A 25,162-nucleotide genomic window follows, 5' to 3' on the forward strand; every position below is an offset into this window, starting at 1 on the left:
GGCGACCCGCCGGGCAACCCCCGGACGCGGCAACCTCAGCGGTGACCCGCGAGACCGAGCTCCCGGTCCTCGTCGGAGCTGCCGTGGTCCCTGCCGAGCCGCGCCACGGCCCCCCGGGGCGCGCTGCCCGCCGCGAGCGCGCGAGCCGACCCGCGGTCGGGCCCGTCCCGGCGCGAGTCGGCCGCCAGCAGCTGGGCGACCTCGCCGTGCGACAACGGCTGGCCGAGCAGGAAGCCCTGCCCGTCGTCGCACGCCATCTCGATGAGCTCACGCAGCTGCGCCGGCGTCTCGATGCCCTCGCCGACGACGCTCATGCCCAGCCCGTGCGCCATCGCGATGACCGCACCGACGAGGTTGCGGTGCCACTCCTCGTCGGCGCCGCGCTCGACCTTGACCACGCTCACGGGGAACCGGGGCAGGCGCGCGAGCGACGTGTACGTCGCCCCGAAGTCGTCGACCGCGAGGCGCACACCCAGCAGGTTCAGCGCCTCGAGGGTCTCGCGGGCGTCCGGCCCGTCCTGGACGAGCGAGCGCTCGCTGAACTCGAGGCAGAGCTGCTCGGGGGCGAGCCCGTGCCGGTCGAGGACCGTGCACACCTGCTCGAGCAGGTCGGGCTCGCGCAGCTGCCGACCCGAGACGTTGACGGCCATCGACAGGGGGCGCGCCGTCGGGCCGCGCTGCGCGCACCACAGGGCGAGCTGGGCGCAGGCCGCGTCGAGCACCCACGCGCCGATCGGCCCGATCAGGCCGCGGCTCTCGGCGGCCGCGAGGAAGTCCTTGGGCCCGAGGAGGCCGCGCTCGGGGTGCTCCCAGCGCAGGAGTGCCTCGAACCCGAGGAGGCGCTGGTCGCTCAGGCTCAGCAGGGGCTGGTACCGCAGCCGCAGCTCGTGGCGCTCGAGCGCACCCCGGAGCTCGGCCTCGAGGGTCATGCACTCCGTGGTGCCCTCGTGCTCGCGCGGGTCGAACACCTGGAACCGGTTGCGCCCGCCCTGCTTCGCCTTGTACATCGCGGCGTCGGCGCTGCGGATGAGCTCGCCCGGGTCCGACGTGGGGTCGTCGGTGATCACCGCGCCGACGCTGCCCGACAGGCGCAGGTGGAGCTTGCCCTCCACGAGGGGCTGGCCGAGCGCGTGGACGATGCGGTCGGCGATGTCGGACGCGTCCTCGTCCGTGAGCACCCGGTCGCACAGCACGACGAACTCGTCACCACCGAGGCGCGCGACCGTGTCCTGCTTGCGCGCGACGCCCTCGAGCCGGCGCGCGACGTCCGCGAGCACGCGGTCGCCGACGTCGTGCCCGTACGTGTCGTTGACGTCCTTGAAGTAGTCCAGGTCGATGAAGAACAGGGCGATGCGCGCGGGGTAGCGCTCCATGCGGACCAGCGCCTGGGCGAGGCGGTCCGTGAGGAGGTAGCGGTTCGCCAGGCCCGTGACCGAGTCGTGCATCGCCTGGTGGGCGAGCGCCTGCTCGGCGCGCTTGACCTCGGTGATGTCACGCGTCGACGTCAGCACGCCGACGACGTCCCCCGTGGTGTCGCGGTCCGGGGAGATCGTCGTGTGGAACCAGGTCTCCTCGCCGTCCGCACCGTCGGGCACGCTGAACTCGACCTCGTCGGGCTCGCCCGTCTCCAGGACGCGGCGCAGCGCCGGCTCCCAGATCTCCAGGGACGCCTCGGCCATGCCCGTCTCACGGTCGGTGCGCCCGAGGAGCTCCGCGAGGCTCGTCCCGCGGGAGCGCTCACCGGCGGGGTTCATGTACTGGTAGCGCAGCTCGTGGTCGTAGCGTGCGATCGCGTCCGTCGAGCCGTCGAGCACCGCCCGGAGCTGCGACTCGACCCGGCTGAGCTCCGCGTTGGCCTCGACGGTCATGTCCGCGAGGCGCGCCATCTCCTGCTCGTTCTGCACCAGGGACGTGACGTCGCGCGAGATGCCGAAGGTGCCGATGATCGACCCGTCGGGCGCGCGGAGCGGGAACTTGCTGCTCGAGACGAACGTGTCGGGCCGGTCGACCCAGCGCTCACGCTCCTGCTTGTTGAGCATCGGCTCACCCGTGGCGATGATCTGCTGCTCGTCCGCGTACGCGGCGCTCGCGTGCTTCTCGTCGAACAGGTCGAAGTCGCTCAGGCCCAGGAGCGCGTCCTGCGTGGTCCGGTGGAGCTCGGCGCAGCCCAGGCTGACCCGGATGAACCGGCTCTCGAGGTCCTTGAAGTAGATGACCTCGCGTGACGAGTCCAGGAGGTTGCTCGTCCAGATGTGGTCGAGGCCGGGGTCGAGGCCGTTCGGCGCCGAGCCCGTGCCAGGTTCGTGGCTCATCGTCGCGCCTGTCAGTCATGTCGGAGGTTGTGTGGAGGTTACTAGACCGTGCGGCCACGATCGGGCACCTGTGAGCGTTTCACGCCACGCAACCGCGCAGGTGCGTCAGTTCGGCCTAGCCGAGCGTGGCACCGAAGGCCGTACCCAGGCCGTAGGTCACGGCCGCCGCGCCGGCACCGATGGCGAGCTGACGCAGGGCCCGGCGCACCGGCGGACCGCCCGAGATGAGGCCGACGATCGCACCCGTGACCAGGAGCGCGACGCCGACCGCGACGGTCGCGGCCACCAGGGCGGCGGTCGAGGACAGGCCGAGCAGGAACGGCAGCACCGGGATCAGCGCGCCGGAGCCGAAGAAGCAGAAGCTCGACAGCGCCGCACCGACGTCCGTGCCCACGACCTCGTGCTGGTCGGCGGCCGGGTAGTCCGCGTGGAACTCGCGGCTCGCGGGGCCCAGCGCGGCGATGTCGTCGAGGACCTCGGTCGCGCGCCGCTGGGCCTCCTCGGGCGTCATGCCCCGGGCCCGGTAGACGAGGGTCAGCTCGTTGCGGTCGACGTCCAGGTGCGGCAGGGCACCGGCCGCCTCGGCGCTCGGGTTCGACGCCGCGAGGAGCTCGCGCTGCGACCGCACGGAGATGAACTCCCCGGCGCCCATCGACAGGGCGCCGGAGAGCAGGCCGGCGAGCCCGGTGATGAGCACCGTCCCCGTGGGCGTGCCCGCGGCGGCCACGCCGATGACCAGGGCGAGGTTGGACACGAGGCCGTCGTTCGCGCCGAACACGGCGGCACGGAAGGTCCCCGAGAGCTGGTTGCGGCCGCGCGTCGCGAGCGCACGCACGACCTCCTCGTGGATGCGCTCGTCGGCGGCCATGGCGGGCGTCGCGTCGATGTCCACCTCGTACGTCGCGCGGGCCTCGGCACGCTGGGCTAGCGCGAGGACGAACACGGACCCGAAGCGCCTGGCGAGCCACACGAGGATGCGGAAGCGCGGGTCGCTGCGGCGGGGCTCGCCGACCTGGTCGCCGAGAAGCCGCTCCCAGTGCTCGGCGTGGCGCCCCTCGGCGTCCGCGAGCGCGAGCAGGATCTCCTGCTCCTCGCCGCTGCGGTGCCGGGCGAGCTCGCGGTACACGCCGGCCTCGGCGCGCTCGTCGGCCAGGTGACGGCGCCAGCGGCGCAGGTCGGCCGGGGTGGGGGCGCTCACGCCGTCAGCCTGCCACGGTCACGTCATGGTCAGGTCGCGGTCACGCCACGGGGACGCCGCGGGCCCGGGCGGCGCGTGCGGCCGGGTCGGCGAGCCCGGCGCCCTCGAGGAGGTCGACGACGTCACGCGACTGGTTGAACGCGTAGAGGTGGAGGCCTGGCGCACCCGCGTCGAGGACCGCCTCGACGAGCTCGACGCCCATCGCGACACCTGCGGCACGGCGGCGCTCGTCGTCCTGCTCGGCGTCGAGGCGGGCCAGGATCGTGGCCGGGACGTCGACGCCGCTGATCTCCTGCAGCCGGCGCAGACGCTGCGGGTCGGCGAGCGGGACGATGCCCGGGAGCAGCGGGATGTCGACGCCCGAGGCGCGCGCGACCTCGACGTACCGCACGTAGTCCTCGGGGCGGAAGAACACCTGCGTGATGGCGTGGTCGGCGCCGGCGGCCTGCTTGGCGACGAGCGCCTGGAGGTCGCCGCAGCTCGCCGGGCCTCCGCCGTCGGCCGTGGCCGCGACGAGCGCCGCGGGGCTCGCTGCGACGGCGATGCTCAGGGGCTCGCCGGCCGCGCGCTCGACGTCGCGGAGCAGCTCGACGAGCTCGCTCGCGCGCTGGAGGCCCGCCGGGTCGGGGCGCCAGTCCGGGACGCCCGCGGGCGGGTCCCCGCGCAGCGCGAGGAAGTCGCGGACGCCGTCGGCGACGAGCTGCTCCGCGACGGCACGCACCTGCGCGTGGGGCGAGCCCAGGCACGTGAGGTGCGCGACCGTCGTCGTCGCCGTGTGCTCGAGGATCCACTGGACGACGGCGCGGGACGTCTCCCGGGACGACCCGGAGGCGCCGTAGGTGACGGAGAAGAAGTCGGGCGTGACCTCGGCGAGCCGCGGGATCGTGCGCCACAGGGACGCGGTCGCGGCCTCGCTGCGCGGTGGGTAGAGCTCGAACGACACGGTGGGGCCGGCGTCCGACGCGCGGAGCCGTGAGGGCAGGGCCGGGAAGGCGGCCGGGCCGGTGGGTGCCGCGGGCGCGGAGGCGGTGGTCGGGTGGGCGGGTGCGTCGCTCATGCTGCTCCATCGGTTCTGGCGTGAGCACCCGCACCCTGTCGCGAGGGGGGTTGCTGCGGCGTCGACGAGCCAGATCTCTCGGCCGCTCTTGATGGGTCGCCCACACTGTAGGGCGTCCCGGGCCGCGATCCCAAGGCCAACCGTCCCGGCTGTCGAGACACGCCGTCTCACGTCGGCATCGACCTCCGACGGCGCGCCACCGTCCGCGGGGCCCGGCACGACCCGGCGGCGCGCCGGCACAGGCCGTGATGCCGCCGACGACGCGGGCCCTACCTCCTCATCCCCCCGGGGACGCCGCGCGCAGTCGCTCGAGCAGCGGGCCCGCGGCGTCGTCCAGGAACTCCTGCTGCTTCTCGTCCCCCACCTGGAGGATCGCGAGATCGGTGAACCCGGCCTCCCAGAACGCTGACGCCGCCTCGACGACCGCGTCGAGGTCCGGCCCGCACGGGATGGTCTGCGCGACGTCGTCGGGCCGCACGTACTGCGACGCCGCGTCGAACGCCTGCGTCGTCGGCAGGTCGGCGTTGACCTTCCAGCCGCCGCCGAACCACCGGAGCTGCTCGTGCGCCCGGGCCTTCGCGGCGGCGGGGTCCGGGTCCCAGGAGATCGGGAGCTGCCCGATCTTGCGGGACGGGCCCAACCCGGCGCCCTCCCGCACGCGGTCCCACCGGCCGACCACGTCGGCGTCGGGTTCCGTGGTCACCAGGTGGTCGGCCATCGTCGCGAACCGCTCCACGGACTCCGGCCCGGACACGGCGACGCCGATCTCGACGGGCGCCTCGGGCCTGTCCCACACGTACGCCTGGTCGACACGGAAGTGCTCACCCTCGAAGGTCACGTGCTCGCCGTCGAGGAGCGGGCGGATCACCTGGAGCGCCTCGTCGAGCATGTCGTGCCGCTCGGCCACGGCCGGCCACCGCTCACCGACCACGTGCTCGTTGAGGTTCTCGCCGGCGCCGACGTTGAGCTGGAACCGTCCGTCGCTCAGCACCCCGAGCGTCGCCGCCTTCTGCGCGACGACGGCGGGGTGGTACCGCATCGTCGGGCACGTCACGTACGTCATGAGCTCGGTGCGGGACGTCGCCTGCGCGACCGCGCCCAGGACCGACCAGGCGTAGGGCGAGTGGCCCTGGGCGTCGAGCCACGGGAAGTAGTGGTCGCTCGAGACCTGGAAGTCGAAGCCCACCCGCTCGGCCCCGACCGCGTACCCGACGAGCTCGCGCGGCCCGCTCTGCTCGGTCATCAGCGTGTATCCGAATCGCATGCCCCCAGGCTCACACCGCGAGCGCCGCCCGGCATCCCGGGGCCGGCCGCGCGGGCGGGCGGCCCGTCGGCGCACGCAGGATCTCCACACGGCTCCGAGGCTGCTCCCAGGCAGAGCACGTAGAGTCGGCGGGTCCGCACGAGCGGACACGTTCCCGCGCCACCGGCCACGTCCGGTGACAGCGGCTTCGATGACCGATCACGAAGGACCTGCCCGTGCGCCGACTGGCTGCCGCACTCATCGCCACGACCCTGCTCCTCGCCGGATGCTCCGGCGGCTCCGGGGACGCCGAGGCCGAGAAGACGAACGACTCGACAGCGACGCCCGACGACGCCGCGACGCTCGAGGCCGTGGAGGTCGAGGGCGACCTCGGGGCCGCCCCCACGCTGACCTTCGAGCAGCCCTTCACGATCAGCGAGCCCGTCGCCCGCGTGGACGTCGAGGGTGAGGGCGAGCCGCTCGAGGACGGCCAGACCCTGAGCATCCACTACGTCGCCGTGTCGGGCGACGACGGCACCTCGTTCGGGTCGACCTGGGACCTCGGCACGCCCGAGTCGCTCATCCTCGGCGACGAGGCGATCCTGCCGGCGCTGACCGAGGCCCTCACGGGCCAGAAGGTCGGCGCGCGCGTCCTGTTCGCCGCACCCGGTGGTGCGGCGACCGAGACGTCGGAGGCCTACCCGGCGACGATCATGGCCATCGAGGTCCTCGCGGCGAAGACGCTCCCGACGCGCGCCGAGGGCGAGGCCGTCGCGCCGGCCGAGGGCCTGCCGACCGTGACCCTCGCGGAGAACGGCGAGCCGTCGATCTCGATCCCCGCCGGCTACCCGACGCCCGCCGACCTCGTGGTCCAGCCCCTCATCGAGGGCACCGGGCCCGTCGTCGAGACCGGGCAGAGCGTGACCGTGCAGTACAGCGGCTGGACCCTCGACGGCGAGCAGTTCGACTCGTCGTGGGCGCGGTCACCCTTCACCACCACGATCGGCGCTGGCGCGGTCATCACCGGCTGGGACGAGGCGATCGTCGGGCGCACCGTCGGCAGCCAGCTGCTGCTCGTGGTCCCGAAGGAGAAGGCGTACGCGGGCACGGAGAACGCGCTCGCGGAGGAGACCCTCGTCTTCGTCGTGGACATCCTCGACGCGAGCTGACCTCCGCACGACCGAGACGAGGCCCCGGCCGGACCGCCCCACAGGCGGCCGACCGGGGCCTCGTCGCGTCCGGGGCCGCGCCCTCAGAGGTCTTTGCGCCCGTAGATGCGTCGGCTCACGAGGCAGGACGCGACGAGCACGGCGAGCGAGGTGACCACGACCACGGCTCCGGCGCCTGCGGACGGCTCCAGCCAGGCGGGCAGGCTCTGGGCGTCCGGGGCGGCCTGCGTGAACGCCACGACCGCTGCGAAAACCAGCAGGAACGGCAGGTACGCGAGGAGCTTGGCGCGCGTGTAGCCGAGCGCGAAGAACAGCGGGAACTGCACGCCGATCGTGAACGCGAAGATCGCGAAGGACACCGCGAGGACGGCGAGCACCTCGGTGGCCGTCAGCGTCTCGCCCTGGAAGGCCGAGAGCAGCGCCGCGAGCGCCGTGGAGACCGCGCCGATGACGACGAACATGAGGAGCGCACCGACGTAGCGGCCGACCACCACGACGTCGCGCGGCACCCGGAGCGTCCCGTACAGGACGGAGAGACCGTCCTTGTCCTCGATGGCGAACGCGTATGACGACGTGAGGATCCCGTAGACCACGGAGATCGCGATGACCGAGGACGAGTCCTCGAGCATGAGCCCGAACAGGACGCCCATGCCCAGCAGGAACAGGTAGGACCGCAGCTGGGGGCGCACCGTGAGCGCGTCCAGCCGCACGAATGCTGCGACGGTCGACATCACAGGCTCCCTTCTGCATGGTCGAACGCGCCGTCGGACGCACGTCCGACGTGGATGACGATGTCGTCGAGGCTCGCGGGCTCGACGACGACGCCGTCGGGCAGGTCCCGGACCGCTTCCGCGCGGGCGAGCGCCTCGAAGCCGCTCCCGTGGCGGCGCGTGCTGACGAACCCGGGCGTCCCCGGGGGTGGCGCGTCCTGCGGCCCGCCGCGCACCACGCGGTAGGCGTCGAGCAGGTCGTCCTTGGTGCCGGTGGACACGATGGCGCCGTCGCGGATGAACGTGACGTAGTCGGCGATGCGCTCGAGGTCGGTCGTGATGTGCGTGGAGAACAGGACGCTGTGCTGCTCGTCCTCGAGGAACTCGGAGAGGATGGTCAGGAGCTCGTCGCGCGCGGCAGGGTCCAGGCCGCTGGTCGGCTCGTCGAGCACGAGCAGGCGTGCGTCGTGCGACAGGGCGGCCGCGACCATGAGCTTCATGCCCATGCCACGTGAGAGGTCCTTGACCTTGCGGCGCCGGTCCAGCTCGAACCGGTCGAGCAACGAGGACCAGCGGTCGCCGTCCCAGCGCGAGTAGAACGGGCGGAGCGCGCTCTCGACGTCGTCCAGCCGCCAGTCCGAGACGTAGTAGGGGCGGTCGAGCACGACGCCGACGTCGTCCGCCGGGCCCGGCGCACCGGCGTCGACCCGGCGGCCGAGGACCTCGACGGTCCCGCCGTCGATCCGCAGCATGCCGAGCAGGCACTTGATGGTCGTCGTCTTGCCCGCGCCGTTGGGCCCGACGAACCCCATGACGTACCCCGTGGGGAGCGTCAGGGTGACGTCGCGGAGCGCGAAGCCGCCGAACGACTTGGTGAGCCCCTGTACGGCCAGGGCGTTCTCGGTGGTCACTGGTTCCCTTCCTCGTGGATGGTCAGGAGCTGGTCGAGGACCGCGACGACCTCGTCCCGGCCCAGGCCGGCGACGCGTGCCGCGGTGAGCGCCGCCGTCAGGCCGTCCTCGACGTCGCGGAGCAGCTGCTCGCGCACGAGCTCGGAGCTCGCGGGGAGCACGAAGCTGCCCTTGCCCTGGACGTTGGTGACGAACCCCTCGCGGGCGAGGTCCGCGTAGGCGCGCGTGGTGGTGATGACGCTGATGCGCAGGTCCTTGGCGAGGGAGCGCACGGACGGCAGGGCGTCGCCCTCACGCAGCTCGCCGGCGAGGATCGCGGCCTTGACCTGCTCCTTGATCTGCTCGTAGAGGGGCACTCCGGCCGTGTTCGAGATGACGACCCGCATGCTGCCTCCCGCCTGTCATGTGTCGACGCCTCGTGCGCCGCTCGCTGCCTCACTGTATATGTGCAGTACGAACAGTATGCACAGTCAGGGCGGGACCGACGCCGGGACCATCGACCCACCCCCCCACCCCCACCCCTTCGCCCCCTGCACCCCGCGAGATCGCACATCCGCACCCAGATCGCACCGTCACATGGCCGGCCTCGGTGCGGATGTGCGATCTCGGCAGGGCGACCTGGGGCTGGCGCCGGGGGCGGGGGCGGGTGTCGACGGTGGGGCCGGGCGGGCGGGTGGATGCCGGCAGGCAGACGGCGAGGCGTTGCGCCGTGCGCTCAGGCCTGATTCAATGCATCAACTCATTGATTCATTGGAGCGTCATGGCTGGTGTGGTCCTTCTCGTCCTGCTCACCTTCGTGGTGGGCCTTCTCGCGCTCGTCGCCCTTGTGGTGGCGGCCGTCGTCGCCGGCAGCCCGGCCGCCGACGCCCCCACCGTGGCGCGCGCCGCCCGCCGCCACGAGGCCCTGATGTCGCTCGGAGCCGCCGTCGCGAGCCTCGGGTCGGTCATCGGGGTGACGACGCTCCCGGTCGTGTGGACGTCCGGCTTCGAGCCGACCCCCGCGGCGCCGGGCATGCTGGTCTACACCAGCCCGTTCCTGGGAGCCGTCGTCTTCTGCCTGGCCCGCGCCCTCGGGGAGCTCTGGTGGCCGCGGCCGAGCGGGACGGTTCGGACGGCGACGCTCGCGCGGCGCACCGTGCGCGAGCTCGGCGGCCGCCGGCTCCTCGCGCTCGCGGCGACGGTGGCGCTGGGCCTGGTCGCCGTCGTGGCGTACGGGCTGACAGCCGCACCGGGCGGGCGCACCGTCGCGCACGTGCCGACGCTCGACACCGACGGCACGGTGATCGGCACCGGGGCGTCAGGCCCCTACCCCGGGTGGCCCTTCGGTGTGCCGATCGCCGTCGGGATGCTCGTGTCTCTCGCAGCGGCGGTGCTCGTGCTGTGGGTGGTCGCCCGGCGACCGGCGCTCGCACTGGTCCCGCGCGAGCACGACGACGCCGTGCGCCGCACCTCCGCGGCACGCGTGCTCGCCGGGGTCCAGGCCTGGGTCGGCGGCGCGACGGCGCTGATGATGGCCGTCGCCGCAGTGCCGCTCCACGGTGCAGAGCACACGGGCGGCGCACTCGTCTCGCTCGTCGGCGCGCTCGCCGTCGGCGCTGCGTCCCTCGCGCTCGGTGCGTCCGCCCTCCCGGGGCTGCGCGCTCGCCCGTCACTCACCACCGCGACGGGGACCGCGAGGGCATGACCGAGCTCCGCGTGGACCTGGCCGCGCCCACCCCCGTCTACGAGCAGATCCGGGCCCAGGTCGCCGGGCTGGTCGCGGTCGGCGCGCTCACCGTCGGGGAGCGGCTGCCCGCGTCGCGGGACCTCGCCCGCGACCTCGGCGTCGCCGTCGGCACCGTGCAGCGGGCCTACCGCGAGCTCGAGGCCGCCGGCGTCGTGACGTCCCGGCGCCGCACGGGCACGGTCGTGGCCGGGCTTGCCGTGGCGGGGCCGGACCCCGGGCCGGCGGACCCCGGCGCGCCCCGCGCCGGGGACGCGGGACCCCTCGACGACCTGCTCGAGGACGTCGCTGCGCTCGTCGCGCGTGCACGCGCTGGCGGGCTGGGCGACGGCGAGCTGCTCGCGCTCGTGCGCGGCGCGCAGGCGGGGTGGGGTGACGCCGGAGGGCAGTGAACGTTGCCGGCGCGACGTTCCTCGCCACCGCACTCAGAGCAGAAGAAGGCGCCATGGAGGTCGTGCAAGCCAGCGACCTGTCGGACGGCGACGAGAGAGCAGTCCAGATCCTCACTAACCACCGGTTGTCCGCGACATGAGGAGCGAACCGGCCCGGCTATCGAGCACAGCGACCGGACCGGCTCGCCGACACTGCGTGACGCGGCTGCGGGGTTCGACGCCCGGCAGCCGTCAGGGTTCGCAGGGCTCGACGCCCGGCAACCGTCAGAAGGCGTAGGGACCGAATCGGCCCCAGGCCACGAACAGCGCGAGCGCGAGCAGGACGACGTTGACCGCGATCATCGGCCTCTCGCCGCGCCTGCCGTGGGTGACGATCGCGCCGACCATCACGACCGCCAGACCGACCGCAGCGAGCGGGGTCAGCACCTGGGCGATCCCGGTCAGTGCAGGCAGGACTAGACCGAGGGCGCCGAGGACCTCGACCGCCCCGATGAGCTTGATCGAGGTGGGGCTGAAGCTCTCGGCCCACGCCAGCAACGTGACGAGCTTCTCCTTGGGCTGAGTCAGCTTCATGGCCCCGGCACCGAGGAAGGCGACGGCGAGCAGGGCCTGGACGATCCACAGAGCGATGTTCACAAGGACTCCTTCGGGGGGCACGCCGAGGCCGGCTTTGTTGCCGCGGAAAGCAACCTTGTCCGGCTTTCACTTGCCGTGTCAAGTAGTCTGAGTCCATGAGCGCGACGGAGCCCCGGTGGCTCGACGAGGAGCAGACCAAGGCGTGGATCGCACTGTCCGCCGTGCTGGTCGAGCTGCCCACAGCCCTGGACGCCCAGCTCCAGCGCGACTCCGGGATCAGCCACGTCGACTACCAGGTGCTCTCGTGGCTGTCGATGACCCCGGGCCGCGCCGCGCGCATGAGCCAGATCGCCGAGATGGCCAAGGTCAGCCTCTCCCACCTGTCACGCATCGCCGCCCGCCTCGAGCGGCAGGGCTGGCTCCGACGCACCCCCGACCCCCACGACGGCCGAGCCACCCTCGCGGTGCTCACCGAGGCCGGGTGGGACAAGGTCGTGGCCGCCGCACCCGGCCACGTCGAGGAGGTGCAGCGTCTGGTCTTCGACAACCTCACGCCCGCGCAGGTCCGCCAGCTCGAGAGCATCGGGCACCGCGTGCTCAACGGCGTGCGCCCCGGCTTCTCCCTGCGGCTCCCCACCGCGTCCCCCCCGGCGGACTGAGCCGGACAGGCGGCGAACGGACGTCAGGCGTCCGGGAGCACCGGCCGACCGCCCTCCCAGGTCAGCGGGAGCACGTTCATCGCACGGTAGGTGGTCGAGCCGTACCAGGAGTGGAAGACGAGCCGGTCCTCGCCGTCCGGGCCGGCGACGACGTCCTGGCCGCCGGGCCCCGCGTACCTGCCCTCGAAGGTGTCGGTGGTGAACAGCGGCTCGGGAGCCTTCGTGTACGGGCCGAGCACCGACGTCGCAGTGGCGTAGCCGATCGCGTACGCGGGCCCGCCGTAGTCGTTCGCCGAGTAGAGCAGCACGTACGTCCCGTCCCGCTCGACGAGCGTCGGCGCCTCGACCAGGCTCCCCTCCCACGGCTGGTCCTGCTGCACGAGGCGCACCGGTTCACCGGCGAGGGCGGTGCCGTCGGCCGAGAGCGGCGCGAGCTGAAGCCACGTGTCCAGCCCGCAGCAGTTGCCGTCGTTCTTCCACAGCAGGTACCGGGTGCCGTCGGCGTCGGTGAAGGTCGACGCGTCGATCGCGCCGCCCTCGGCGTCGGGGCACACGAGCATCTGCTCGCCGACCGCCACGAACGGCCCCTCGGGCGAGTCCGCGAGCGCGACGCCGATGCACTGCGCCGTCGGGCGGAAGCTCGTCGCGGTGAAGTAGAGGGCGAAGCGGCCGTCCTCGAGCCGTGTGACCTCGGGCGCCCACGTCTTGCCCGGGATGACCCACGTCGGCAGGTCGGGCATCGCGTCGGGCAGCTCCTCCCAGGTCACCAGGTCCGCGGACCGGGCCACGCGCACGTTGCGCGAGTTCCCGTTGGTCGCGTACGCGTACCAGGTGCCGTCGACCTCGAGGACGTCGGGGTCGGGGAAGTCCGTGTCGATCACAGGGTTGGCGTCGTGGACGCCTCCCGCTCCGGACTCCCCGTCCGCGCCGTCGTCGTCGCCGCCGTCCTCATCCGGGGACGCCGAGCCGCTCGGCCCGGGGCTCGACACCCCGTCCCCCGCCGGTCCCCCCGTGCACCCGGTGAGGAGGAACGCGATCGCGGCGACGACGGCGCCGGTCCCGCGGGCCCGGGCGCTCACCCCTTGAGCCCCGAGCGTGAGACGCCCTCGATGATGAACCGCTGCAGGAACGCGAACAGCACGAGCACCGGCACGCTGGCGATCACGGCGCCCGCCATGAGCAGGTCGTACCGCACCGCGTTGGCGGACTGCAGCGTCGACAGCCCCGCGGGGAGCGTCTGCATCTCAGGGCTGAACAGCACGTACACGGGCCACAGGAAGTCGTTCCAGTTGGTCAGCAGGGCGAGCAGCGCGAGGGTCGCGAGCGCCGGCCGGGACAGCGGCAGGAGCACGCGCAGGAAGATCTGCCACGCGTTGGCGCCGTCCAGGCGTGCGGCCTCCTCGAGCTCGGCGGGGATGCTGAGGAAGAACTGGCGCAGGAAGAACACGCCGAACGCCGACGCGGCGGTCGGGACGATCACGGCGGCCAGGGTGTTGAGCCAGCCGAGCTCACCGACGACGAGGTAGTTGGGGATGATGAGGATCACGGGCGGCACGAACAGGGTCGCGATGATGGCGCCGAACACCAGACCGCGGCCGCGGAACTCCATGCGCGCGAGGGCGTAGGCGGCCATGGCCGCGGTCCCGACGACGAGCGCCGAGTTCGCGAGTGCCGCGACGAGGCTGTTGGCGAACCACCGGAGCACGGGTGTGCCGCGCGCCGTGAGGATCGACTCGTACGCCTGCGTGGAGAACGGGTCGGGGATCCAGGACGGGGGGATGCCACCGGCGTCGCCGCGCGTCTTGAAGGACGTGACGACCATGAACACGAGCGGGCTCAGGAACAGCAGCCCGAGCAGGACGAGGAGCGTGTAGCGGACCACCTGGCCCGCGGTGCCGGCCCTCATCGGGTCCTCCTCTCGCGGAAGAGCCAGAAGATCGCGACGGACAGCACCATGAGCACCGCCGTGAGCACGTAGCTCATCGCCGCAGCGCTGCCCATCTGGTAGTTGCGCAGACCCGTCTCGGCGATCTGGTAGATCGCGGTGCGGGTCTCGCGGCCGGGACCGCCCTGGGTGATCAGGTAGGACTGCCCGAACATGTTCGCCGAGGCGAGGATCGTGATCATCGTGACGAAGGCGAGCACGGGACGCAGGCCCGGCACCGTGACGTTCCAGAACTGCTGCCAGGCGTTCGCGCCGTCCACGCGCGCCGCCTCGTAGAGCTCGCGCGGGATGTCCTGGAGCGCGGCGAGGTAGATGACGGAGTTGTACCCGAGCGTCCACCAGACGGTGACGCCGACGAGCGCGACCCACGCGGCGGGCAGCGACGTCGTCCACGCCGTGTCGTCGGGCAGCCCGAGCCGGCCGAGGTAGTAGTTGATGAGGCCGATGTTGTTGTCGAGCAGGTAGCGCCACAGCACGGCGACGACGGCGACGCCCAGCACGTACGGCGCGAAGAACACGGCGCGGAACAGGTTGCGCCCCCGGAACCGCTGGTTCATCACGAGGGCGACCAGCAGCGGCACGACGAGCAGCAGCGGGACGCTGAAGAGCGTGAAGACCCCGGTCGCACGCATCGACCGCCAGAACGACTCGTAGGAGATGGACTCGGGGTCGAACAGGTCGCGGTAGTTGTCCAGGCCCACGAAGGGCTTGCCGGGCAGCGTGAAGTCCCACTGGTGCAGGCTGATCCACGCGCCGAGCACCACGGGCAGGATCACGAACGTGACGAAGAGCGCGAGGTAGGGGGCCAGGAAGAGCCAGGGCGTGGCCTTCCCGTGCCGCGGGACGCCACGCCGCGGCGCGCCCCGGCCGGCGGCCCCCACGGCCAGGCCGGCCGGGGGCGCCGCGACGGGCGTCGACGTCATCTCAGCCCCCGAAGCTCTCGAGGTTGCGGGCCATGAGCTCGGTCGCCTGCTCGGCCGCACCGGTGAGCGCGGCGGCGGGTTCCTGTGCGCCGAGGGTCGCGTCGGCGACGGCCGGCTCGAGCGCCTCGGCCTGCACCGAGCCGAGGCCCGGGACGGGCGGCAGGAACCGCATCTGGTCGATCTGCTCGGCGATCGGCTGCTGTGCCGCGCCGTCGAGCACACCGCTGTCCCGCACCGACTGGCGCGCCGGGATCATCCCGGAGCCCGCCCAGTCGCCCGAGTGCTCGCTCATCCAGGCGATGAAGACCTGCGCGGCCTGGTACTTGTCGCCGTCCTCGGTCGCCTGCTTGGTGATGAAGAAGTTGTGGGAGTTGGCCCAGACCGCGGTCTCGTCGCCGATGGTCGGGACCGGCGCGAGGGCGAACGGCGTGCCCGAGTCCGTCAGGTCGTTGATCTGCCAGATGCCGTCCCAGGTGATCGACGTCTCGCCGTTCTTGAACGCGACGTACTGGGAGTCGATCGCGACGTCGCTGGGGCTGTAGCCGCCGTCGATGATCGACCGCTGCCACTCGAGCGCCTCGACGCCCTCGGCCGAGTCGAACAGCGCCTCCGCGCCGTCCTCCGAGTACGGCTCACCGCCGTTCTGCCACAGGAGCGAGAGGAACATGAGGTGGCTCGGCCACAGCGACGGCATCCAGAACGGCGTCTCGTAGCCGGCGGCCTTCAGGGCGTCCAGGGCGGCCATGAAGGACTCGGCGTCGGTCGGTGGCTCGGTGATGCCCGCGGCCGCGAAGTGCTCGGTGTTGTAGTACATCGCGAGCGAGTGGACGTCGAGCGGGATGCCGTACCGCTTGCCCTCGTAGACGCCCGCGTCCCACACCTCGGCGGTGAAGTCGTCGGCGCTCAGCTCGAGGTTCTCGGCGAGCTCGTCGACGGGGACGATGACGTTGCGCGCGGCGTTCGTCGCGAGCTGGTCGAGGTGCATGACGCCCACGTCCGGGCCCTCGCCCGCCTGCACGGCGGCGGGGACGCGCTGGTAGAAGTCGGACCACTGGATCGTGTTGGGGACCACGGTGATGTTCTCGTGCTCCTCGTTGAACTGGTCGACGAGCTCCTGCATGAACGGGCCGTCGCCGCCCGTGAAGCCGTTCCAGTACGCGAGCTCGACCTCGGGGCCCGTGTACTCGCCCGTGAACTCGGCGGCGTCCTCGGCGCCGCCCTCCGCGGCCTCCTCGGGGGTCATGCCGCCGCCGCACGCGGCGAGCGCGAGCGCGGCGGTCACTGTCAGCGCGCCGGCGGTAAGCCTGCGCGGTCGGGGGATCCCGGCGTGCCGGGAGGGTGCGGTTCTCATCGTTGAGCTCCTCTGCGGTGAGGTCGGCCGGCTCGCCGCGGTGCGTGCCTGCCAGGGGACCCGGACAGACCTGTCGAACGGCGGTAAACCTTGTACCGCAGTTCCTACCTCATCACGGTAAACCTTTACAAGGGTTCGTGGTAAACCTTGTATCGATCCTGCCGATCTCAGTAGGGTCGCCCCGTCGCACCGGTCCCGCGACCGGAGACGGCGAACGTCCCGACGAGCAGCGAGGGAGGTGCCCGTGGCCCGCATCCGGCTTCAGGACGTCGCCGAGATGGCAGGCGTGTCCATCAAGACCGTCTCGAACGTCGTCAACGGCAAGGGCACGATCACGCCGTCGACGCGCTCCAAGGTCGAGGACGCCCTGGCCCAGCTCCGGTACCGACCCAACGTCGCGGCCCGGCACCTGCGCCACGGCAACAGCGGCATGATCGCCGTCGCGCTCCCCGAGCTCACGCAGCCCTACTTCGCGGAGCTCGCGTCCGAGCTCGTGCGCGCCGCCAAGGCACGCGACCTCACGGTGCTGCTGAGCCAGACGGACGGGACGGCCGACGCCGAGCGGGCGATCAGCGACGGCATCGACATGCCCCTCATGGACGGCCTCATCCTCTCCCCTCTCGTCCTCGGCGCGAACGACCTGCGCCACCGCCTCGACGCCGGACCCCTCGTGCTCCTGGGCGAGCACGTGGGTGACGACTCCCTCTTCCCCCACGTCGCGATCGACAACCGGCAGGCGGCCCTCGCGGCGACCGCGCACCTCGCGTCCCTCGGCCGCCGCCGGATCGCCGCGATCGGCGCGAAGGTGCCCGGGCAGAACGCGACGCCCGCCGAGACCGCTGAGCTGCGGCTCGACGGGTACCGCGCAGCGCTCGCGGCGGCCGGACGCCCCGCGGTCCCCGAGCTCGTCGGCCACGTTCGCGACTTCCACCGGGCCGACGGCGCGGCCGCGATGCACGCGCTCCTCGACCTGCCCGAGCCGCCCGACGCCGTCTTCTGCTTCAACGACCTGCTCGCGCTCGGGGCACTGCGTGCGCTGCGCGACCGCGGCCTGACCGCACCGGCCGACGTCGCGGTCATCGGCATCGACGACATCGAGGAAGGCAGGTTCAGCGCCCCGAGCCTGAGCACCGTCGCACCCGACAAGCGTGCGATCGCGGAGACCGCCGTCGACCTGCTCCTGCGCCTGCGCGCAGGAACCGAACCACACCCCGTCCACGCCGTGGTCGGGCACCGCGTGGTCCCGCGTGAGAGCACCCTCGGCCCCGGAGGCACCCCATGACCGCACCGCAGCGCTCACCCGAGACCCCCGACGTGCGCGCTCGGCGCGACGCCCACGCCGCCGCCGTGGAGGGCCACCCCGCCTCGGGGACGCTCCGCGCGAGCGCGCAGGACGGCACCTACCCGCGACCCCAGCTCCTGCGCCGCCACTGGGCCGACCTGTGCGGCCCGTGGGAGTTCGCGGCCGACCCGGACGACACCGGTCGCGACGCCGGGTGGTGGACCGGGACGGACGCGACGGCACCCGGCACCAGCCCGTTCGACCGTGTCATCCAGGTGCCGTTCCCGCCCGAGTCCGCGGCCTCGGGCATCGCCGACCCGCGGCCGTGCCGGGTGGTCTGGTACCGCCGCCGCCTCACCTCCGACGACCTCGACGCCGCGGGCCTCGACGTCCAGGGGGACCGGCTCCTGCTGCACCTGGGCGCCGTGGACCACTCGGCGGACGTGTGGCTGGGGGGGCACCACGTGGGCCGTCACGTCGGCGGCCAGTCGCCGTTCACGGTGGACCTCACGCCCGTCCTGCTCGACCACGGCCGCCGGTCCTCCACCGGACAGGTGCAGCCGGCGCCGGGGACGGCTCGGGAGGGCGGACGCTGGAGCGACCTGCTGGGCCCGCAAGGCCTCGCCCTCGTGGTCCGTGCGGAGGACGACCCCGCCGACGTCGCGCAGCCGCGGGGCAAGCAGGACTGGCGCGAGCGCCCGCACGTCATCTGGTACGAGCGGACCACGGGCATCTGGCAGCCGGTGTGGCTCGAGGCGGTTCCCGGGGTGCACCTCGAGCACGTCGCCTGGCGCACGGACGTCGCCGACGGCAGCGTCCTGCTCACGGCCCGCCTGAGCGCCCCGCCACGCGCCTGCACGACGCTCGCGGTGAGCCTCCACCTCGGCGAGGAGCTGCTCGCCGAGCACCAGGTCCGCGTGCTCGACCGCGACGTGCGCGTGCGCGTCGACATCCCGCGGCAGGCCAACGGGCAGCAGGAGGAGGAGCTGCTCTGGTCACCGGAGCGCCCGACCCTCGTCGACGCGGAGGTCGTGCTGCACGTCGCCGACGACGGCCTCACGGGCGCCGGCACCGCGGCCGACCTCGAGCGGGACGTCAGCCCGCTGACGCACCACGCGGGACCGCACGTGACGGACACGGTCGCCTCCTACCTCGGCATCCGCAGCGTCGCGGTGCACGACGGGGTCCTCCTGCTCAACGACCGGCCCTTCTACGTGCGCTCGGTGCTCGAGCAGGGGTTCTGGCCGCAGAGCCACCTGACCGCCCCGAGCGCCGCCGCGCTCCGCGAGGAGGTCGAGGTCATCAAGGCGCTCGGCTTCAACTCGGCGCGCGTGCACCAGAAGGCCGAGGACCCGCGGTTCCTCTTCTGGGCGGACCGGCTCGGCCTGACCGTCTGGGCCGAGACGGCGAACGCGTACGCGTTCTCGCCCCGCTCCGTCGAGCTCCTCACGCGGGAGTGGCTCGAGCTGGTGCGCCGGGACGCCTCGCACCCGAGCGTGATCACGTGGGTTCCGCTCAACGAGAGCTGGGGGCTCCAGCACGTCGCGCACGAGCCGGCTCAGCAGCACTACTCGCTCGCGCTCGCCCACCTGACCCGCGCCGTCGACCCGACCCGGCCCGTCGTGTCGAACGACGGGTGGGAGCACACGGACTCCGACATCTGGACGGTGCACGACTACACGGCCCACGGGTCGCAGGTCCGCGCCCGGTACGGGACGCCCGAGGCGGTGCACGCCCTGCTCGACGGCATCGGCCCCGCCGGGCGACGCATGCGGCTCGACGACGCCGCACCCACCGTGGACCGCGGCCAGCCGCTCATGCTCACCGAGTTCGGCGGCGTCAGCTACGCGGGCGGCCGCGAGGACGCGTGGGGCTACTCGACGGCCACGGACGACGCCGACTTCGAGGCCCGTGTCGCCGACCTGCTCGACGCCGTGCGCGCGAGCGCCCCGATCGCGGGCTTCTGCTGGACGCAGCTCACGGACACCGGCCAGGAGACCAACGGGCTGCTGCGCGCCGACCGCACGCCCAAGCTGCCGATCGAGGTGCTGCGCCGGCTCGTGACCGGGCACGGCTGAGGCCGGGCGTCAGCCGGGCACCGGTCCCGGGTCAACCGGTGTCAGCCGGGCGTCAGGTCGCGGTAGAGCCGCAGGTAGTCGAACTGCGCCGTCGCGCCGGCCCCGCCGTGGGAGACGAGCCCGACCTTCACGTCCGCATCGGCCGGGAACGTCCAGACCCCACCGGCGACCCACGTCGCGCCGTCGGTGCTCGTGAACGCCTGGACCTCCTGCTCGCCGTCGCGCACGCGCAGGGACAGGCGCAGCCAGGTCGTGTCCGCGGGCGGCCCGACGATGGTGCCGCCGAAGGCGAGCCGTCCGGCGTACGGCACCTCGGTCCCGAACTCCGTCTGCCGCGTGTTCCAGATGGCCACGTGGGACAGCCGCGCCCAGCGGTCGTCGTCGACGTACGCCACGAGGCCCGCCTGCTGGAAGTTGCGGACGTCGTCCGTGCCCAAGTCGATGGTCACGCGCGTCTCGGCCGTCCACGCCCCGTCCGGTGGGTCGCGGAGCAGCACGCCCGCGTCGTTCCCCGTACCGACGAGGTCGGCCGCCTCGGTGGGCCACACGAGCGACCCACCCTCCACGCGCACGTCAGGGTCCCGCAGCGCCGTCCAGCCTGCACCGAGGGCCGTGCCGTCGAGCTCGTCGCTCGCCGCCGGGTCGGGGATCCCGGGCACCGGGACGGGAACCACGTCGGCCACGGGGATCGCCCGCGGCAGGACGCTCACGTTGTCCACCTGGACGCCCGGCCCACCGGCGACGACACCCGCAGCCCCTGCCGTTCGGGTCCCGTCGGGAAGGGCGAGCCGGACCTCTGTGGCGTCCCCGAGCCGAGCGTCGCTGACCTCGGCGCGCGCGACACCGTCCGCGACCTCGAGCACGGCGGAGTGCCACGCCGACGCCGCGAAGCCCGACGGGAGCGGCCCGGCCGCACGGGCGACCTCGGCACCCCGCGCCTCGACCGTGACGACGAGCTCGCCGGCCACCGGGTCCACCACTGCCCGGATCGCGTCGCCCTGGTGCCGCGAGCCCGCGACGAGGCCGGCCGTCGTCGGCTCGTCCCCCTCGGCGAGGCGCACGTCGGCCTCCACCCGCACCGGCTGGGCGATGGTCCGCCGCGTCACCAGGGCCGCCTCACCGCCCGCCTGCGCCAGGCCGCCCGAGTCGGCGTCCCGCGTGGCGGTCCACGGGCCCGCGAGTCTCCAGGCGTGGCCGAGGCCACGGCCCAGGCCGTCCTCGAGACCGGTGACCTGGCGCCCGGACGTCACGGGCGCGACCTCCTGGCCCTGCGACGCCCAGGCGCCCGCCCGGACGCTCGGCCAGCCGTCGACCCAGTCCAGCCGGTCCAGGAGCATGGGGCGCTCGTTGATGCCGTCCGTGCCCTCCAGGTACGGGTCCTCGCGGTCGATCGCGTGGTAGACCATCCAGTCCTGGCCCGCGAGGTCGGTCACGACGGCGTTGTGGCCCGTGCCGACCCAGCGGTTCCCGTTCGGCGCCAGGACCGGCGTGCCGCCCGCGCGCGACACGTCCAGGCGCGCACCCTCGCGGTCCACGTAGGGACCCGTCACCTGCTCGGACCGGCCCACGTGCACGCTGTAGCCCGTCGTCGGGCCCGCGCAGCAGTTCGCCGACGACGCGAAGAGGTACCAGTACCCGCCGCGGCGCACCACGTACGCGCCCTCGTACTTGTTGTCGACGGCCACGGGCGTGGGCTCGCCGACGGCCGTCCGCCCGTCGTCCGACAGCGCGGTCACGTGGATGCCGCCGTAGTAGGAGCCGTAGAACAGGTACTCGGTCCCGTCCGGGGCCGACACGTGCGACGGGTCGAACGTCCACAGGAAGTCACCCTCCCCGCCCGCACCGTGCCGCGGCCCGACGACGGGCGCGCCCGTGTCCGTCCACGGGCCCGCGGGCGAGGGGGCGGTGGCGACGCCGATCGCGTTGTCGTTCGGCTCGGGAGTGAGCGTCGTCTCGGTGACGACGTAGTACAGGCGGTACTCGCCGTCGACGTACCGGACGTCCGGCGCCCAGAGCGCAGCGCCACGCTCGGCGTCCGCCCAGGCCGGCAGCGCGCCGTCGGCGAACGCGTCGCCGACGTGCTCCCACGTGACCAGGTCGGACGAGCGCGAGATGGGCAGCATGCTGCGCTCGTCACCCTCGCGCAGCGGGTCGGTCGTGCCGTACGCGTACCAGAGGCCATCCTTGCCGCGGATCACCGCGGGGTCGGCGTAGGTGTCCGCGAAGCCCGCGCTCACGGGGTTCGTGTAGGTCGCGGGGGCGCGCCCGGGGCCGCCCCGCGCGGCGTCCGAGTCGTCGGACCTCGGCGGTGCGCCCGGGGCGCCGAGGGGCAGGCCCGCGGCGAGCGCCGCGGCGGCGAGGACGGAGACGAGGGCGATCCGCTGCATCGAGGTACCCATCGAGGTCGGGACGGTTCCCCCGTTCTACGCCCCGTCCCCGACCCTCGCACCCCGAGGCCTCGCCCGGCGAGGTGGCCGGGTACCGGGCGCAGCGGCCCGCGTCGGGCGGAGGCCAGCGTCGGGCGTCACTCGGGTACGGCCGCGCCGAGCCCCGCCGTCAGGCGCTCAGGACCTCGCCGGAGAGCGTCGCGACCGACGCGGCGACGGCCTCGCGGGCCGGGCGCAGGTAGCCGCGGGGGTCGGTCGCCGCTCCGTCGGACGCGAGCGTGCGGCGCACCTCGCCCGTGTAGGCGACGTTGAGCGCCGTGCCCACGTTGATCTTGCGGATGCCACGCGCGACCGCCTCGCGGATCATCGCGGACGGCACGCCCGAGGAGCCGTGCAGCACGAGCGGCACGGGGACGGCCTCGGCGAGCCGCTCGATGAGGCCGAGGTCGAGGGTCGCCGTCGCGGTCGTCATGGCGTGCGTGCTGCCGACGGCGACCGCGAGCGCGTCGACGCCCGTGGCCGCCACGAAGGCGCGCGCCTCGTCGGGGTCGGTCCGGACGCCCGGCGCGTGGGCACCGGCCTTGCCGCCGATCTCCCCGAGCTCGGCCTCGACCCACAGCCCCACGCGGTGCGCGGCGGCCGCGAGCTCCGCCGTCCTGGCGACGTTGTCCTCGTAGCCCAGATGAGCCGCATCGACCATGAGGGAGCTCACGCCGATGCCCTCGGCGGAGGCGATCACGTCCTGGCACAGGTCGAGGTCCTGCACATGGTCCAGGTGCAGGGCGACGGGTACGCGTGCCGCGCGGGCGACCTCGCGGCAGGCCGCCACGAGGGGTGCGATGGCGCCGTCGTGGAAGCGCAGAGCGTTCTCACTGACCTGGAGGATCCCGGGCAGGTCGGCGCGTTCGAGGCCCGCGACGATGCCCTCGGCGTGCTCGAGCGTGATGACGTTGAACGCGAGCACCGCGCTGCCCGACGCGACGGAGGCGTCGACGAGCGCGCGCGTCGTCGTCCAGGTCACAGCGTGCCCGCCGGGACGGGCACGCGCAGCGCCTCCGGGAGCAAGGACCCGTGCGCGGCGACGAGATCGTCGCACAGCAGCCAGATCTGCTCGGGCGTGAGGCTCGACGACGCGTTGGGGTCCATGAGGACGGCCTGCCGCACGAGGCGCGGGTCGCCCGTGCGGGCCGCCTCGATGGTCAGCCGGTTGACCGAGAGGTAGGGCTGGTTGGCGGCGGCGCACTGGACGGGCAGGGCGCCCATCGCCACGGGGTGCAGGCCGTCGGCGTCGACCGCGCAGGGGACCTCGACGACGGCGTCCTGCGGCAGGTTGTCGATGAGCCCGCGGTTGACCACGTTGACGTGGACCTCGCGCTGCGTGCCGGTGACGATCGAGTGGATGATCTGCGGCGCGTACTCGCTCGCGCCCTCCTCAAGGGGCAGCGGGGTGCCCTCGGCGAGCATGGTCCGGGTCGCGGCGAGCTCGGCGAGGTTGTCGCGGCTGATGCCGATGTACTGAAGCGGCTCGATCCGGTACCGCTCGACCTGCGCGTCCGAGCGCAGGAACCAGGAGAGGTACTCGGCGGAGTGCTCGCTCGTCTCGGTCGGGTAGTAGCCGAGGCGCCGGAACATCTCGACGCGCACGCGGCGCTCGAGCTCGGGCTCGCGGCGGATGCGCTCGCGGAGGAGGGGGTACAGGTCCTGGCCGTCGTGCGTCCACTCGAGCATCCAGGCCTGGTGGTTGACGCCCGCCGCGCGGTACCGCGTGCTCTCGACGGGGACGCCGACGAGCTCGGCGAGGTCGTGCGCGGTCCAGTAGACGCTGTGGCACAGGCCGGCGACCTTGAGGTCGGGCGCGACGACGGAGGCCCACCACACGTTCATGGCCATCGGGTTGGTGTAGTTGAGCAGCCAGGCCTGCGGGCAGAGCTCGCGCATGTCGGCCGTGATCGCCTCGAGGACGGGGAAGGTGCGCAGAGCCCGGAAGACGCCGCCGACGCCGGTCGTGTCGCCGATCGTCTGGCGCAGGCCGTAGCGGGCGGGCAGCTCGAGGTCGGTGAGGGTCGCGTCGATGCCGCCGACCTGGATCATCGTGATGACGAAGTCGGCGCCGCGCAGCGCCTCGCGCCGGTCGAGGGTCGCGGTGATCGTGGCGCGCGTGCCGAGCCGCGCATCGATCTGCCGCGCGGTGCCCTCGGCGACCGCGAGGCGGTCCGCGTCGATGTCGTGCAGGGCGAGGTGGACGTCCGCGAGCTCCGGGTAGCGCAGGAGGTCGGCGACGAGCTGCCGGGTGAACACGACGCTGCCAGCGCCGAGGAACGCGATCTGGACCATGGCGAGATCATGGTTGCGCCTGAGCGAGCCGTGCAAGAATACGATCAGTACGCGACCAAAGTGCTCAGTTTTGGTGATCAGTTCGCCGCACCCGAGGAGTGCCATGTTCCCCCCGGCCGACGCCACGCCCACGGCCGTCTCGCACAAGCGGTCGGCGCGCATGCGCCGCACCCTCGAGCTCGTCAACGGCGCCGGCGCCGTGCGCCTGACCGACCTGGTGCGTGACCTCGGCGTCTCCCCCGCGACCGTCCGGCGGGACCTCGCCGACATGGAGGAGCAGGGCCTGCTCGTGCGCACCCACGGCGGCGTGCGCGCCTTCGACGCCACGAGCGAGCTGCCCGTGCGCCTGCGCGACTCGCACTTCCGCGAGGCCAAGCTGCGCATCGCCGTCCGCGCCGCCCAGCTGCTCCCCGCGGGCCGGTACTCCGTCGCGATCAGCGGCGGCAGCACCGCCGCCGCCGTCGCGCGCGTCCTCGCGGAGCGGCCCGACGTCGCGATCGTCACCAACGCGCTCACGACCGCGATCGAGCTGGCAGCCGGCAGCAACCTCCAGGTCATCATGACCGGCGGCGTCGTCCGCTCGACGTCCCTCGAGGCCGTCGGCGTGCTCGCCGAGCACACGTTCAACGCGATCCACGTGGGAACCGCGTTCCTCGGCACCGACGGCATCAGCGTGCGCGGCGGCGCGACCACGCACGACGAGATCGAGGCGCGCACCAACCACGCGATGGTCACGCACGCCGAGCGCGTCATCGTCGTCGCCGACGGCTCGAAGGTCGGCCGGATCACCCTCGCGAAGATGGCCGACCTCTCGGAGGTCGACGTGCTCGTCACGGACGCGAGCGCCGACCCCGAGCACCTCGCCGCGATCCGGGAGGCGGGCGTCGAGGTGCACGTCGTCGAGGCCTGACC

At 73.2% G+C, this 25,162-nt stretch carries 22 protein-coding genes and 1 riboswitch; of the genes, 7 read left to right on the forward strand and 15 right to left on the reverse strand.

Features of this window, described 5'->3' with window-relative positions; translation table 11 throughout:
- Window positions 1–35 precede the first annotated feature (35 nt).
- The 4 genes from FZ988_RS06410 to FZ988_RS06425 form a co-directional block, all read right to left on the reverse strand.
- Entirely contained in the window at window positions 36–2,312 is a 2,277-nt protein-coding gene (locus FZ988_RS06410; protein WP_149203195.1) for an EAL domain-containing protein, read from the reverse strand.
- Window positions 2,313–2,427: 115 nt separating this feature from the next.
- Window positions 2,428–3,510, reverse strand: a complete 1,083-nt coding sequence (locus FZ988_RS06415) for a VIT1/CCC1 transporter family protein (RefSeq protein WP_149203196.1) — start codon at window positions 3,508–3,510, stop codon at window positions 2,428–2,430.
- Window positions 3,511–3,550: 40 nt separating this feature from the next.
- Window positions 3,551–4,567: a methylenetetrahydrofolate reductase gene (locus tag FZ988_RS06420; protein ID WP_149203197.1), complete on the reverse strand. Its 1,017-nt coding sequence runs from the start codon at window positions 4,565–4,567 to the stop codon at window positions 3,551–3,553.
- Window positions 4,568–4,570: 3 nt separating this feature from the next.
- A riboswitch (SAM riboswitch) is annotated at window positions 4,571–4,665 on the reverse strand.
- Window positions 4,666–4,844: 179 nt separating this feature from the next.
- Complete coding sequence (locus FZ988_RS06425; RefSeq protein ID WP_149203198.1) at window positions 4,845–5,831, reverse strand: TIGR03557 family F420-dependent LLM class oxidoreductase; 987 nt, start codon at window positions 5,829–5,831, stop codon at window positions 4,845–4,847.
- 215 nt (window positions 5,832–6,046) lie between these two features.
- Here FZ988_RS06425 and FZ988_RS06430 point away from each other — a divergent pair, with 215 nt between their 5' ends.
- Entirely contained in the window at window positions 6,047–6,979 is a 933-nt protein-coding gene (locus tag FZ988_RS06430) for an FKBP-type peptidyl-prolyl cis-trans isomerase (protein ID WP_246169276.1), read from the forward strand.
- Window positions 6,980–7,062: 83 nt separating this feature from the next.
- On the opposite strand, the gene FZ988_RS06435 is transcribed toward FZ988_RS06430, so the two are convergent.
- The 3 genes from FZ988_RS06435 to FZ988_RS06445 are packed head-to-tail and all read right to left on the reverse strand — an operon-like array spanning window position 7,063 to window position 8,986.
- Window positions 7,063–7,710, reverse strand: coding sequence for an ABC-2 transporter permease (locus FZ988_RS06435; protein ID WP_149203200.1), 648 nt, complete (start codon window positions 7,708–7,710; stop codon window positions 7,063–7,065).
- Window positions 7,710–8,600, reverse strand: coding sequence for an ABC transporter ATP-binding protein (locus FZ988_RS06440; protein WP_223145051.1), 891 nt, complete (start codon window positions 8,598–8,600; stop codon window positions 7,710–7,712). Before FZ988_RS06440 ends, FZ988_RS06435 begins: the two co-directional genes overlap by 1 nt.
- Window positions 8,597–8,986, reverse strand: a complete 390-nt coding sequence (locus FZ988_RS06445) for a GntR family transcriptional regulator (protein ID WP_149203201.1) — start codon at window positions 8,984–8,986, stop codon at window positions 8,597–8,599. Before FZ988_RS06445 ends, FZ988_RS06440 begins: the two co-directional genes overlap by 4 nt.
- A 374-nt stretch (window positions 8,987–9,360) precedes the next feature.
- On the opposite strand from FZ988_RS06445, the gene FZ988_RS06450 reads away from it, so the two are divergent.
- The gene (locus FZ988_RS06450) at window positions 9,361–10,284 is read left to right on the forward strand and encodes a hypothetical protein (protein ID WP_149203202.1); all 924 of its coding nucleotides are present in this window, start codon (window positions 9,361–9,363) and stop codon (window positions 10,282–10,284) included.
- Complete coding sequence (locus FZ988_RS06455; RefSeq protein WP_149203203.1) at window positions 10,281–10,715, forward strand: GntR family transcriptional regulator; 435 nt, start codon at window positions 10,281–10,283, stop codon at window positions 10,713–10,715. Before FZ988_RS06450 ends, FZ988_RS06455 begins: the two co-directional genes overlap by 4 nt.
- A 264-nt stretch (window positions 10,716–10,979) precedes the next feature.
- Here the strand turns inward: FZ988_RS06455 and FZ988_RS06460 are convergent, their stop codons facing one another.
- Window positions 10,980–11,351 (reverse strand): DoxX family protein, encoded by a 372-nt coding sequence (locus tag FZ988_RS06460; RefSeq protein ID WP_149203204.1) that lies wholly within the window; start codon window positions 11,349–11,351, stop codon window positions 10,980–10,982.
- 95 nt (window positions 11,352–11,446) lie between these two features.
- Between FZ988_RS06460 and FZ988_RS06465 the strand changes: the two genes are divergently transcribed.
- The gene (locus FZ988_RS06465) at window positions 11,447–11,950 is read left to right on the forward strand and encodes a MarR family winged helix-turn-helix transcriptional regulator (protein WP_149203205.1); all 504 of its coding nucleotides are present in this window, start codon (window positions 11,447–11,449) and stop codon (window positions 11,948–11,950) included.
- A gap of 23 nt (window positions 11,951–11,973) precedes the next feature.
- On the opposite strand, the gene FZ988_RS06470 is transcribed toward FZ988_RS06465, so the two are convergent.
- From FZ988_RS06470 to FZ988_RS06485, 4 genes are read right to left on the reverse strand one after another with little or no spacing between them, the layout of a single operon-like run.
- Window positions 11,974–13,029 carry a glycoside hydrolase family 43 protein gene (locus FZ988_RS06470; protein ID WP_149203206.1) on the reverse strand — a complete coding sequence of 352 codons (1,056 nt, stop codon included), beginning with the start codon at window positions 13,027–13,029 and terminating at the stop codon, window positions 11,974–11,976.
- Complete coding sequence (locus tag FZ988_RS06475) at window positions 13,026–13,856, reverse strand: carbohydrate ABC transporter permease (protein WP_149203207.1); 831 nt, start codon at window positions 13,854–13,856, stop codon at window positions 13,026–13,028. Before FZ988_RS06475 ends, FZ988_RS06470 begins: the two co-directional genes overlap by 4 nt.
- The gene (locus tag FZ988_RS06480; RefSeq protein ID WP_149203208.1) at window positions 13,853–14,818 is read right to left on the reverse strand and encodes a carbohydrate ABC transporter permease; all 966 of its coding nucleotides are present in this window, start codon (window positions 14,816–14,818) and stop codon (window positions 13,853–13,855) included. The genes FZ988_RS06475 and FZ988_RS06480 overlap by 4 nt, the downstream gene beginning before the upstream one ends.
- Before the next feature lies 1 nt (window position 14,819).
- Window positions 14,820–16,169, reverse strand: coding sequence for an ABC transporter substrate-binding protein (locus FZ988_RS06485; RefSeq protein ID WP_149203209.1), 1,350 nt, complete (start codon window positions 16,167–16,169; stop codon window positions 14,820–14,822).
- 244 nt (window positions 16,170–16,413) lie between these two features.
- Between FZ988_RS06485 and FZ988_RS06490 the strand changes: the two genes are divergently transcribed.
- Both FZ988_RS06490 and FZ988_RS06495 read left to right on the forward strand, forming a co-directional pair.
- Window positions 16,414–17,451: a LacI family DNA-binding transcriptional regulator gene (locus FZ988_RS06490; RefSeq protein WP_149203210.1), complete on the forward strand. Its 1,038-nt coding sequence runs from the start codon at window positions 16,414–16,416 to the stop codon at window positions 17,449–17,451.
- Entirely contained in the window at window positions 17,448–19,529 is a 2,082-nt protein-coding gene (locus FZ988_RS06495) for a glycoside hydrolase family 2 protein (protein ID WP_149203211.1), read from the forward strand. Before FZ988_RS06490 ends, FZ988_RS06495 begins: the two co-directional genes overlap by 4 nt.
- 41 nt (window positions 19,530–19,570) lie before the next feature.
- On the opposite strand, the gene FZ988_RS06500 is transcribed toward FZ988_RS06495, so the two are convergent.
- The 3 genes from FZ988_RS06500 to melA form a co-directional block, all read right to left on the reverse strand.
- Window positions 19,571–21,916: a glycoside hydrolase family 43 protein gene (locus FZ988_RS06500; protein WP_188079003.1), complete on the reverse strand. Its 2,346-nt coding sequence runs from the start codon at window positions 21,914–21,916 to the stop codon at window positions 19,571–19,573.
- 169 nt (window positions 21,917–22,085) lie between these two features.
- The gene (locus FZ988_RS06505) at window positions 22,086–22,937 is read right to left on the reverse strand and encodes a class II fructose-bisphosphate aldolase (RefSeq protein WP_149203213.1); all 852 of its coding nucleotides are present in this window, start codon (window positions 22,935–22,937) and stop codon (window positions 22,086–22,088) included.
- The gene (gene melA / locus FZ988_RS06510) at window positions 22,934–24,250 is read right to left on the reverse strand and encodes an alpha-glucosidase/alpha-galactosidase (protein ID WP_149203214.1); all 1,317 of its coding nucleotides are present in this window, start codon (window positions 24,248–24,250) and stop codon (window positions 22,934–22,936) included. The genes FZ988_RS06505 and melA overlap by 4 nt, the downstream gene beginning before the upstream one ends.
- 103 nt (window positions 24,251–24,353) lie before the next feature.
- Between melA and FZ988_RS06515 the strand changes: the two genes are divergently transcribed.
- Window positions 24,354–25,160 (forward strand): DeoR/GlpR family DNA-binding transcription regulator, encoded by an 807-nt coding sequence (locus FZ988_RS06515; protein ID WP_149203215.1) that lies wholly within the window; start codon window positions 24,354–24,356, stop codon window positions 25,158–25,160.
- The last annotated feature ends 2 nt before the right edge of the window (window positions 25,161–25,162 follow it).

The sequence above is a fragment of the Actinotalea subterranea genome, assembly GCF_008364845.1.
Classification (GTDB): Bacteria; Actinomycetota; Actinomycetes; order Actinomycetales; family Cellulomonadaceae; genus Actinotalea; species Actinotalea subterranea.